This window comes from Bacillus tequilensis KCTC 13622, from assembly GCF_000507145.1.
GTDB lineage: Bacteria > Bacillota > Bacilli > Bacillales > Bacillaceae > Bacillus > Bacillus tequilensis.
In genome coordinates this window covers 400,410-412,232 of record NZ_AYTO01000041.1, presented here as the reverse complement: position 1 = coordinate 412,232, position 11,823 = coordinate 400,410, and the positions used below count along the sequence as shown (strand labels likewise).

The window sequence follows — 11,823 nt, the reverse complement described above, 5'->3', positions numbered from 1 at the left end:
GCAAATGGCAGGGAGGAACAAGAAGTGAATAGAATACAGCGCGTCTCTTCATGGCTGAAGGAAGCAGGGCATACTGCCGCATTTATTCATACGAAAGAAAATGTTTTTTATTTAACCGGTTTCTACACGGAGCCGCATGAAAGATTAATGGGTTTATTTATTTTTCAAGAAGAGGAGCCTTTCTTCGTCTGTCCTGGAATGGAAGCAGCTCAGGCCCGCAACGCAGGATGGAATCATGAAATCATTGGCTATGCAGATCACGAAAATCCGTGGGAGCTGATAGAGAAAGCCTTGAAAAAGCGAAATATCAGCATACATAAACTCGCGATAGAAAAGGATTCAATCTCACTTTCTCGTGCAGAACAGCTGAAGCATTCAGTGGGCGAGGCTCAATTTGTTTCAGCAGAAGAAACACTCAATCAATTTCGCCTGATTAAAGACGACAATGAAATTCGTTTGCTGAAAGAGGCGGCAAAGCTAGCCGATTATGGTGTTGAAGTCGGCACAGCCGCTTTGCGCGAAGGGATCAGTGAAGTGGAAGTGCTCGCTCAAATCGAGTATGAACTGAAGAAAAAAGGAATTCAGGGCATGTCTTTCTCCACAATGGTTTTATTCGGGGGGAAATCAGGCCAGCCTCACGGAAATCCGGGTACAGCCACGTTGAAGAAGGGTGATTTTGTTTTATTCGATCTCGGTGTCATTCTTGACGGCTACTGCTCCGATATTACAAGAACGTTTGCATATAAAACCATCAATTCGAAGCAAGAGGATATTTATGAAACCGTGCTTCAAGCGGAAAAAGCCGCGATTGAGGCAAGCAAACCCGGCGTCAGAATCGGAGATCTGGATTTGACTGCCCGCGGAATCATTGAAAAGGCAGGTTACGGTGATTATTTTCCTCACCGGCTGGGACACGGACTCGGAATCTCTGTCCATGAGTACCCATCAATGAGCCAAGCCAACGATACACTGCTGCAGGAAGGCATGGTTTACACGATCGAACCGGGGATTTATGTGCCTGAGATCGGCGGCGTGCGTATTGAGGATGACGTCCATGTAACAAAGGACGGAGCGGTTGCTCTGACTCAATATCCGAAGGAATTAATCATACTGCCGTAACAGGAAGTAAAAAAGGACTTTGTTCTCGACATCGTCCTTTTTTATCTTCATTAAATAAAAAAATCATCAAATGTTCGAAATGGTTTAATTTCATGTTTTTGGTTGAGAGGTTTCACAGCAAGACAGCTGCCGCCTAGAACAGTGAGACATAACCCAATTAAAATGAAGAAACCCATGTGATCTTCTCCTTTCAGCAAAAAACATAAAATATGTCTGGTACGCTCTTATCATATTGTATGAAACGCATTCCAGATCAAGGGATTTAGAAAGAAGGGAATCTATGGCTAATATCAAAGACATTGCTGAAAAAGCCGGTGTCTCCGTTACAACGGTTTCCCGAGTCATAAACAATCATCCTTACGTCAGTGAAGACAAAAGAAATCGAGTGCTTAAAGCAATGGAAGCATTGGAGTACACGAGAAATATTCACGCTGTACATTTGTCGAAAGGATGTTCAAACATGATTGGTGTAGTCTTGCCGACGGTTAACCTGCCTTATTTTGCAGAGCTGATCGCAGGAATAGCCGATGCAGCAGCGGAACCCGGAATTCACCTCTCTTTATTCCAAACAAACTACAATGTACAGAAAGAAATTTTTGCGCTGTCCCAATTAAAGCAGCGCCAGGTTGACGGATTGATTTTTTGCTCAAAGGCGATAGCCGATGAGAAACTTATGGAATGGGAGGGCCCGATATTGCTATGCCAGAATTCAGATATCAGCCGTTTCCCAACGATCAGCATTCCTCACCAAGAAGCATTCCGGTACGGCTTGGACTATTTAATTGCCAAAGGGCACAAAAAAATAGCCATCTGTCTGGCAAGAAAAAAAGGCATGAACAGCTATTTTCGAATCAAAGCCTATAAAGAAGCATTGGAAGAGATCGGCGAGGTATTTCGTGAAGGTTGGGTGATGGAGAAAGCGATTACAATTAATGACGGGAAGGCGCTTTTTCATAAGTGGAAAAAGTGGGAGGAAAAGCCGACGGCTATTTTTGTAGCTAATGATCAGGTTTCAGCAGGGCTGTTACTGGAAGCAAGGGCCCATAAAGTAAAAGTACCCAAAGAGCTGGCAATCTTAAGCGTTGATAACCACGAAATCAGCCAAGCGCTTGGTATCACAACGATTGATATTCAGACAAAGGAAATGGGAAAGCAGGCGTTTGCTATGCTGAAAAAAAGAATTCAGGGTCAATTGAATGAAAGGAAAGTTCTGGATTACCGTCTCATCGAAAGATCGACTGTTTAGTGAAAGCATCGAAAAAAGGTTTGACGTGCATTCCGTTCGTTATGTACGATATGAGGTATTGAATGACAAAGGAGCTGAGGATCGTGAATGGGTCCTTCACAGTGAAAAAGGTACTGAATAATAACGTATTAATTGCTTCTCATCATAAATACAGCGAAGTCGTTTTAATCGGAAAAGGTATTGGTTTCGGAAAAAAACAAGATGATGTCATTGAAGATAAAGGCTACGATAAAATGTTCATTTTAAAAGACGAGAAGGAACAAAAGCAGTATAAAAAGCTCCTTGACTATGTAGATGAAAAGCTCGTTGATATTTCAAACGATGTCATTTATCACATAAGCAACAGGACGAACCACTCATTAAATGAACATATTCACATTGCGCTGACAGACCATATCGCATTTGCGATCAAAAGACAGCAGCAGGGATTTGATATGAAAAATCCATTTTTAATGGAGACTCAGTCACTTTATCCAGAGGAGTACCAAATTGCCATAGAAGTCATAGATATGATCAATGAAAAAGCGGGAATCTGCCTTCCGGAAGGGGAGATTGGTTTTATCGCCCTGCACATCCATTCAGCTTTGACAAACCGTCCGCTGTCTGAAGTCAATCAGCATTCGCAGCTGATGGCGCAACTTGTTGAAGTGATTGAAGACGCGTTTCAAATGAAAGTGAATAAGGAAAGTGTCAACTATTTGCGGCTGATCCGGCATATCAGATATACAATAGAAAGAATTAAACAAGAAGAACCGACGAAAGAACCAGAAAAATTAATGTTATTATTGAAAAATGAATATCCGCTATGCTACAATACAGCTTGGAAATTGATTAAAATCTTACAGCAAACATTGAAGAAACCAGTTCATGAGGCGGAAGCGGTTTATCTCACGCTTCATCTGTACCGATTAACCAATAAAATTTCATAGATTCAGTTTATCCTTATAACGTGTTACTGATCCGATCAGGCATGAGTGATTGAGGGGAAAAAACGGGAAGTCCATTCTCGTTCTTTTGCGCACCCAATTTTGCTCATGCCCTTTTTGTTGTGTAAAAGGGCAAATGTAAACGGTTAAACTGGAAGACTTACGCCTGTGAATTCGTTGTCATGATTTTTAGCTGTAAGGTCAGACTAGTAAAAAGAGGAGGTCAATTCTATGTTTAAAGCATTATTCGGCGTTCTTCAAAAAATTGGGCGTGCGCTTATGCTTCCAGTTGCGATCCTTCCGGCTGCGGGTATTTTGCTTGCGATTGGGAATGCGATGCAAAATAAGGACATGATTCAAGTCCTGCATTTCTTGAGCAATGACAATGTTCAGCTTGTAGCAAGTGTGATGGAAAGCGCTGGGCAGATTGTTTTTGATAACCTTCCGCTTCTTTTCGCAGTAGGTGTAGCCATCGGGCTTGCTAACGGTGATGGAGTTGCAGGGATTGCGGCGATTATCGGTTATCTGGTAATGAACGTATCCATGAGTGCGGTTCTTCTTGCAAACGGAACCATTCCTTCTGATTCAATTGAAAGAGCCAAATTCTTTACGGAAAACCATCCTGCTTATGTAAACATGCTTGGTATACCTACCTTGGCGACTGGCGTGTTCGGCGGTATTATCGTCGGTGTGTTAGCCGCACTATTGTTTAACAAATTTTACACAATTGAACTGCCGCAATACCTTGGTTTCTTTGCGGGTAAACGTTTCGTTCCAATTGTTACGTCAATTTCTGCACTGATTCTGGGTCTTATTATGTTAGTGATCTGGCCTCCGATCCAGCATGGATTGAATGCCTTTTCAACAGGATTAGTGGAAGCGAATCCAACCCTTGCTGCGTTTATCTTCGGGGTGATTGAACGTTCGCTTATCCCATTTGGTTTGCACCACATTTTCTATTCGCCGTTCTGGTATGAATTCTTCAGCTATAAGAGTGCAGCAGGGGAAATCATCCGCGGGGATCAGCGTATCTTTATGGCGCAGATTAAAGACGGCGTACAATTAACAGCAGGTACGTTCATGACGGGGAAATATCCATTTATGATGTTCGGTCTGCCTGCTGCGGCGCTTGCGATTTACCATGAAGCAAAACCGCAAAACAAAAAACTTGTTGCAGGTATTATGGGATCAGCAGCCTTGACATCCTTCTTAACAGGGATCACAGAGCCATTGGAATTCTCTTTCTTATTCGTTGCCCCTATCCTGTTTGCGATTCACTGCCTGTTCGCCGGACTTTCATTCATGGTCATGCAGCTGTTGAATGTTAAGATTGGTATGACATTCTCCGGAGGTTTAATAGACTACTTCCTATTCGGTATATTGCCGAACCGGACGGCATGGTGGCTTGTTATTCCTGTCGGCTTAGGGATTGCGGTCATTTACTACTTCGGCTTCCGATTTGCGATCCGCAAATTCAATCTGAAAACACCGGGACGCGAGGATGCTGATACTGAAACAGCAGCATCTGGGAAAACTGGTGAAGCAGGAGATCTTCCTTATGAGATCCTTCAGGCAATGGGTGACCAGGAAAACATCAAACATCTTGATGCTTGTATCACTCGACTGCGTGTGACAGTAAACGATCAGAAAAAGGTTGATAAAGACCGTCTGAAACAGCTGGGCGCATCCGGTGTGCTTGAAGTCGGCAATAACATTCAGGCTATTTTTGGACCGCGTTCTGACGGTTTAAAAACACAAATGCAAGATATCATTGCGGGACGCAAACCAAGACCTGAACCGAAAACATCCGCACAGGAAGAAGTAGGTCAGCAGGTTGAGGAAGTGATTGCAGAACCGCTGCAAAATGAAATCGGCGAAGAAGTTTTCGTTTCTCCGATCACTGGGGAAATTCACCCGATTACCGATGTTCCTGACCAAGTTTTCTCAGGAAAAATGATGGGTGACGGTTTTGCGATTCTCCCTTCAGAAGGTATTGTCGTATCACCGGTTCGAGGGAAAATTCTAAATGTGTTCCCGACGAAACATGCGATCGGCCTGCAATCTGATGGCGGAAGAGAAATTTTGATCCACTTTGGTATTGATACTGTCAGCTTGAAGGGCGAAGGATTTACGTCTTTCGTATCAGAAGGAGACCGCGTTGAACCCGGACAAAAACTTCTTGAAGTCGATCTTGATGCAGTCAAACCGAATGTACCGTCTCTCATGACACCGATTGTATTTACGAATCTTGCTGAAGGAGAATCAGTCAGCATTCAAGCAAGCGGCTCAGTCAAGAGAGAACAAGAAGATATTGTGAAGATTGAGAAATAAGGTGTTTGTACGCTGTGCTTGTCAGATGACAAGTACGGCTGTATGATATAATATTGTGGAGTAATATAGCTTTTAGTTAAAAGGAGAATGATAAAAATGGCACAAAAAACATTTAAAGTAACTGCAGATTCTGGAATCCATGCTCGTCCTGCGACAGTTCTAGTACAAACTGCAAGCAAATATGACGCTGACGTTAACTTGGAATATAACGGAAAAACAGTTAACCTTAAATCTATCATGGGTGTTATGTCTCTAGGTATCGCTAAAGGCGCTGAGATCACAATCTCTGCTACTGGCGCTGACGAAAACGATGCTCTTAACGCTTTAGAAGAAACAATGAAAAGCGAAGGACTCGGCGAGTAATGCAAGAATTAAAAGGGATTGGCGCTTCAGCCGGCATCGCGATTGCAAAAGCGTACCGGCTTGAAGAGCCAGATTTAACGGTTGAAAAGAAAAACATCTCTGATTCTGAAGCGGAAGTAAGCCGTTTCGATGAAGCGATTGCACGTTCAAAAGAAGAGCTCGAAAAAATCAAAGAGCACGCTTTGAAAGAACTGGGTCAGGATAAAGCTGATATTTTTTCTGCTCACCTTTTAGTTCTCAGTGACCCTGAGCTTCTGAACCCTGTGAAAGAAAAAATCAGCACTGATTCAGTGAACGCTGAATTCGCTTTAAAAGAAACGTCTTCTATGTTTGTTACCATGTTTGAATCCATGGACAATGAATATATGAAAGAGCGTGCGGCAGATATCCGCGACGTTACAAAACGCGTAACCGGCCACCTGCTTGGCGTTGAAATTCCAAACCCAAGCATGATCTCAGAAGAGGTTATTATTGTAGCTGAAGACTTAACACCGTCTGATACAGCTCAATTAAACCGTGAGTTCGTAAAAGGATTCACAACTGATATCGGCGGACGCACATCTCACTCTGCCATCATGGCGCGCTCTCTTGAGATTCCTGCAGTTGTCGGAACGAAAGCGGCTACAGGCACGATCCAAAACGGCGTGACTGTTATCGTTGACGGTATTAATGGCGATGTCATTATCGACCCAGCTGCGGAAACTGTAAAAGAGTATGAAGAAAAACATAATGCTTATCTGGCTCAAAAAGCTGAGTGGGCGAAGCTTGTCAATGAACCGACTGTTTCAAAAGACGGCCATCATGTCGAGCTTGCAGCGAACATCGGGACTCCTGATGATGTAAAGGGCGTTCTTGAAAACGGCGGAGAAGCAGTCGGCCTGTACCGTACGGAATTCCTTTACATGGGAAGAGATCAGCTTCCTACAGAAGATGAGCAATTTGACGCTTACAAAACGGTTCTTGAGCGTATGGAAGGAAAATCAGTTGTCGTGCGGACACTTGATATCGGCGGAGACAAAGAGCTTCCTTACCTGCAGCTTCCTAAAGAAATGAACCCGTTCTTAGGTTACAGAGCGATTCGTCTTTGTCTTGAAGAGCAAGAAATCTTCAGAACACAGCTTCGCGCGCTGCTTCGTGCAAGTACATACGGAAACTTGAAAATCATGTTCCCTATGATTGCGACAGTTAACGAATTCAAAGAAGCAAAAGCGATCCTTCTTGAAGAGAAAGAAAAGCTCGTAAAAGCGGGACAGACTGTATCTGACGACATTGAAGTCGGTATGATGGTTGAGATTCCGTCAACTGCAGTCATCGCTGATCAGTTTGCTAAAGAAGTTGACTTCTTCAGTATCGGAACAAACGATTTGATCCAATACACAATGGCAGCTGACCGTATGAATGAACGTGTATCTTACCTGTATCAGCCATACAACCCGGCAATCCTTCGCCTGATTACACTTGTAATTGAAGCGGCACATAAAGAAGGTAAATGGGTTGGCATGTGCGGAGAAATGGCAGGAGACGAGATTGCGATTCCGATCCTTCTCGGCTTAGGCTTAGATGAGTTCTCAATGAGCGCAACGTCTATCCTTCCGGCAAGAACACAAATCAGCAAATTGTCTAAAGAAGAAGCACAGTCATTCAAAGAAAAAATCTTATCTATGAGCACGACAGAAGAAGTTGTCGCGTTCGTAAAAGAAACATTCAAGTAATATCTAAAAACCAGACGGCCTCCGGCCAGTCTGGTTTTTTTCATAAGCAAGGGGATAGAAGGGCACAATAACATGGCTAGGAGGGATAGTATGTCAAACCAATTTAATGCAGGAGATACAGTTTACGTGATCTACAGAAATCCGCACGCCGCCAATGTTGCCCACATAAAGGAAGCTGAAATCGTGCATCACCCATATCATGAAGGTGAGCTTTCGCTGTTTATTTATGAAACCTATCATCCGTTTGCAGAGGACGATGCTGTGTTTTCAAATTATGAGGAAGCTAAATCTCTCTACAAAGAACTATTTGATATCGACCCGTATGAGTGAGTAACAAGGAAATCATTACAACTCATATCCTTTCCGTTTTATGAGAAAAGTAACGTTAGTAAAGGAAAAGGATGTGGCATTATGCAAAATCCATTTGTTCCGCAGCTTGTGTATATTGAACCGAGAGCGCTCGAATATCCGCTGGCCCAAGAATTGCAAGATAAATTTGAGAAAATGGGAATTGAAATCAGAGAAACGACATCCCACAATCAGGTTCGTAACATTCCAGGGAAAAATCATCTTCAGCAATACCGCAACGCGAAGTCAACCTTAGTTATCGGTGTGAGGAAAACATTAAAGTTTGACTCTTCCAAACCCTCGGCAGAATATGCCATTCCGTTTGCAACAGGCTGTATGGGGCATTGCCATTACTGCTATCTGCAAACAACGATGGGGTCTAAGCCGTATATCAGAACCTATGTAAACGTCGAAGAAATATTAGACCAGGCGGATAAGTATATGAAAGAGCGCGCACCAGAGTTCACAAGGTTCGAAGCCTCATGTACATCAGATATAGTGGGAATCGATCATCTGACACACACGCTGAAGCGCGCCATTGAACATTTTGGACAAAGTGAGCTTGGAAAGCTAAGATTTGTAACGAAATTCCATCATGTCGATCACCTATTAGATGCAAAGCATAACGGGAAAACGAGATTCAGATTCAGTATTAATGCCGACTATGTGATTAAACACTTTGAGCCGGGAACCTCCCCTCTTGATAAGCGGATAGAAGCGGCAGTAAAGGTTGCAAAAGCAGGGTACCCGCTAGGTTTTATCGTTGCGCCGATTTATATTCATGAAGGCTGGCAAGAAGGGTACAGACATTTGTTTGAAAAGCTTGATGCGGCTTTGCCGCAGGATGTCAGACATGACATTACTTTTGAATTAATTCAGCACCGTTTTACAAAACCAGCCAAACGGGTCATAGAGAAGAATTATCCGAAGACGAAGCTCGAATTAGATGAAGAAAAGCGACGTTATAAATGGGGCCGTTACGGGATCGGAAAATATATTTATCAAAAAGATGAGGAGCACGCTCTTCGAGAAGCGCTTGAATCCTATATTGATAATTATTTCCCTAACGCAAAAATCGAATATTTCACTTAACCGGGCTGTTGTGATGAACAGCTCGCTTTTTTATAAAAAGGATTTTCCATTCCATCAAAACACCGGAATTCAATGATTCTTTATCCTCTAAATCATGTCTGACAAACACGAATCGGTGAACGGCCGCAATGGGGGAGATAGAACAGCACATGGTCTTTTTTCTTGCCCGCCATTCCAACATATTGAAAGCGCCCGCCGCCGGGAAGGCGCTCCAGCCGCCCGTCAACAGTCAGCTCGTACATCAGCCATTTTGCTTTCGATAACGAGAAGAAACAGAAATATCCACTGAAAGTATTTCAAGAGGGTCATGCTTTCTAATAGCTCCGTTGTCTGTTGCCTGCGCCCATGTATGGTTAGGGGTTTCAACGGTTCCTCTGACCACAGCAATTCTTGTAAAATCGGAGAGGGAACATTCTCATTGAAGAGAAATCAGCCCTTTTATGTTACTCTCAGTATAGTTTCTAATGGACAGAGCCTCAAATTTTCTGCCGTTTGTACATCCATTTGTTTGATTATCATGTTCACTCCCCGTATGTTGTGTCCTTGAGAAGAAAATTGAATTTTCAGTAAATATGTTCTGATTTTCATATAATTTATTTTTTGATTATTCATTTATTTAACGAAAGGGCCGATATAGAAATTAGGAGGGGATTGGTTTGTTTAAAAAACTTCACATGAAGGTTGCTGTTTTTGTTTCATTGATGTTAATTGTCACAGTTGTTCTTTTAATGCTGTCTTCTTATTTGACACTAAAACCAATGATTACAGAGGATGGGAAAAATACAACTCAAAACGTGACACAGTCACTTGAACAAAATATTGAATTGCAATTAAAGAGTTATGCTATTTCTTTATCAAGATTGGCTAATGGGGAATTAACTCATACATTTATAACAAAACCAAGTAAAGAAGCTTCTCGGCTGTTTAATGATGACATTAAGCAAATCAAAGATAGCGATGATTATGTTGCGATGGCTTACATAGGCACCGCAAAAAAAGAAATGTTTACATATCCGAAAGCCCATTTCGCTGATGATTATGATCCGACTTCAAGACCATGGTATAAGCTTGCTGCTGAAACACCGGATCAAGTCGTTTGGACGGAGCCCTATAAGGATGTCGTGTCAGGAGATATGATTGTCACTGCTTCGAAAGCGGTTCTTGACGGGCAAAAAGTAATCGGGGTTGCCAGCTATGACTTAAAACTTTCTGCGATTCAGAGTATGGTCAATAAGCAAAAAGTGCCTTACAATGGATTTGCCTTTTTAGCTGATGCGAGCGGCAATCTATTAGCCCACCCGTCAAACCAAGGGAAAAATATATCAAAGGATCAAACATTGAAAGCCATTGCATCTGAGAAAAATGGGATACAGGATGAAAATGGGAAAATGGTTGTGTATCAAACCATTGGTGAAACGGGCTGGAAAGTCGGAACGCAATTTGATACAGATCAATTAATGTGGATTTCAGATAAAATGAATCGGGCGAATCTTTGGATCTCATTGATTGCGCTCATCATCACAATAATTCTCAGCTACTTTCTGGCCAAAACGATAACCGGGCCGATACAGCAGCTGATCGTAAAAACGAAAGCAGTTTCCGCTGGCGATTTAACAGTGCACGCGGAATCCAAATCCAAGGATGAAGTCGGTATGTTAACAAGAGACTTTAACCAGATGGTTGAAAATATGAAGGAAATGGTTGAGCAGGTGAGACTTTCATCAGGGAAAGTATATGATACCTCTGAGCAATTAACGGCTGTCTCTGCGGAAACAAATGAAACAAGCGGACAAATTGCAAAAGCGATTGAGGAGGTTGCCGCAGGAGCATCAGAACAGGCTTCTGAAGTTGAGACTATCAACGAAAAATCAGAAAACCTTTCAACAAAAATCAGACAGATCGCTCAGGAGGCGGGCGGAATGAAAGAACGCTCAAAATTGTCTGAGGATGCAAGCTATAAGGGGCTTGACGCGCTCGGCCAGCTGCTGATGAAATCAAACGAAGCCAACATGGAAACGAAAAAGGTTGAAACGATGCTGCTTGATTTGGAAGATCAAACAAAGAATATTGAAGAGGTCGTTACTGCGATTTCGAATATTTCTGACCAGACCAACTTGCTTGCTTTAAATGCCAGCATTGAGGCAGCCAGAGCCGGGGAAAGCGGCCGCGGTTTTGCCGTCGTAGCCGATGAAGTGCGGAAGCTTGCCGAACAATCAGCTTTATCTACAAAGCATATCAGCGAGACTGTGAAGCTTATCCAGCTTGAGACAAAAGAGGCCTCTCACGCAATGGTTGAGGCAAGCAGAATGAATGATGAACAAAACAATGCCATTCATGAGACAGGAGAGGTATTAAACACGATAACCACAGAAATGCAATCGCTGGTACAAGGCATTGATCATATTTACAAAGAAATTCAAAGAATGAGTGACGAACAGCTCGCGATATCTGAAGCCATTCAAAGCATTTCAGCCATATCACAGGAATCAGCTGCCGCAGCAGAGGAAGTGAACGCATCAACTGATGAACAGCTGATCACTCTTGATAAAGTCAAGTACTCAACAGAAACGTTAAAACATGCAAGCCAAGAGCTTATGAACACAATTGCGAAATTCACATTGTAATCCAATTTCATCTCCAAAACATGATTTGTTTTGGAGATTTTTTTATTTTTTGAGTCTACAAT

At 42.6% G+C, this 11,823-nt stretch carries 9 protein-coding genes and 1 pseudogene; 9 read left to right on the top strand and 1 reads right to left on the bottom strand.

Features of this window, described 5'->3' with window-relative positions:
• Positions 1-24: 24 nt before the first annotated feature.
• From papB to splB, 8 genes are all read left to right on the top strand, one after another.
• A complete protein-coding gene (papB, locus tag V756_RS0120225) occupies positions 25-1,119 on the top strand; it encodes a di/tri-peptidase (RefSeq protein ID WP_024716267.1) in 1,095 nt (364 codons plus the stop codon).
• A 280-nt stretch (positions 1,120-1,399) separates the two neighbouring features.
• Positions 1,400-2,365, top strand: coding sequence for a LacI family DNA-binding transcriptional regulator (locus V756_RS0120215; protein WP_024716266.1), 966 nt, complete (start codon positions 1,400-1,402; stop codon positions 2,363-2,365).
• 83 nt (positions 2,366-2,448) lie between these two features.
• Entirely contained in the window at positions 2,449-3,294 is an 846-nt protein-coding gene (gene glcT / locus V756_RS0120210) for a glucose PTS transporter transcription antiterminator GlcT (protein ID WP_024716265.1), read from the top strand.
• Positions 3,295-3,522: 228 nt separating this feature from the next.
• Positions 3,523-5,622 (top strand): PTS glucose transporter subunit IIABC, encoded by a 2,100-nt coding sequence (ptsG, locus tag V756_RS0120205; protein WP_024716264.1) that lies wholly within the window; start codon positions 3,523-3,525, stop codon positions 5,620-5,622.
• Between the two features lie 96 nt (positions 5,623-5,718).
• Complete coding sequence (locus V756_RS0120200; protein ID WP_003218637.1) at positions 5,719-5,985, top strand: phosphocarrier protein HPr; 267 nt, start codon at positions 5,719-5,721, stop codon at positions 5,983-5,985.
• Positions 5,985-7,697 (top strand): phosphoenolpyruvate--protein phosphotransferase, encoded by a 1,713-nt coding sequence (ptsP, locus tag V756_RS0120195; protein WP_024716263.1) that lies wholly within the window; start codon positions 5,985-5,987, stop codon positions 7,695-7,697. Before V756_RS0120200 ends, ptsP begins: the two co-directional genes overlap by 1 nt.
• A 90-nt stretch (positions 7,698-7,787) precedes the next feature.
• The gene (gene splA, locus V756_RS0120190) at positions 7,788-8,027 is read left to right on the top strand and encodes a splAB operon transcriptional regulator SplA (protein ID WP_024716262.1); all 240 of its coding nucleotides are present in this window, start codon (positions 7,788-7,790) and stop codon (positions 8,025-8,027) included.
• Positions 8,028-8,108: 81 nt separating this feature from the next.
• The gene (splB, locus tag V756_RS0120185; RefSeq protein ID WP_024716261.1) at positions 8,109-9,137 is read left to right on the top strand and encodes a spore photoproduct lyase; all 1,029 of its coding nucleotides are present in this window, start codon (positions 8,109-8,111) and stop codon (positions 9,135-9,137) included.
• Here the strand turns inward: splB and V756_RS1000000124760 are convergent.
• A pseudogene (locus V756_RS1000000124760) lies at positions 9,134-9,641 on the bottom strand (GNAT family N-acetyltransferase). The gene splB and the pseudogene V756_RS1000000124760 sit on opposite strands and share 4 nt — an antisense overlap.
• A 152-nt stretch (positions 9,642-9,793) precedes the next feature.
• Between V756_RS1000000124760 and mcpC the strand changes: the two are divergent.
• Entirely contained in the window at positions 9,794-11,761 is a 1,968-nt protein-coding gene (gene mcpC, locus V756_RS0120175; RefSeq protein WP_024716259.1) for a methyl-accepting chemotaxis protein McpC, read from the top strand.
• Positions 11,762-11,823: the final 62 nt, after the last annotated feature.

What these genes read in the sequence shown, in the direction of transcription:
- V756_RS0120215 (WP_024716266.1), top strand. Translation starts at nt 1,400, where the DNA reads ATGGCTAATATCAAAGACATTGCTGAAAAAGCCGGTGTCTCCGTTACA.
- ptsG (WP_024716264.1), top strand. Translation starts at nt 3,523, where the DNA reads ATGTTTAAAGCATTATTCGGCGTTCTTCAAAAAATTGGGCGTGCGCTT.
- ptsP (WP_024716263.1), top strand. Translation starts at nt 5,985, where the DNA reads ATGCAAGAATTAAAAGGGATTGGCGCTTCAGCCGGCATCGCGATTGCA.
- splA (WP_024716262.1), top strand. Translation starts at nt 7,788, where the DNA reads ATGTCAAACCAATTTAATGCAGGAGATACAGTTTACGTGATCTACAGA.
- V756_RS0120200 (WP_003218637.1), top strand. Translation starts at nt 5,719, where the DNA reads ATGGCACAAAAAACATTTAAAGTAACTGCAGATTCTGGAATCCATGCT.
- splB (WP_024716261.1), top strand. Translation starts at nt 8,109, where the DNA reads ATGCAAAATCCATTTGTTCCGCAGCTTGTGTATATTGAACCGAGAGCG.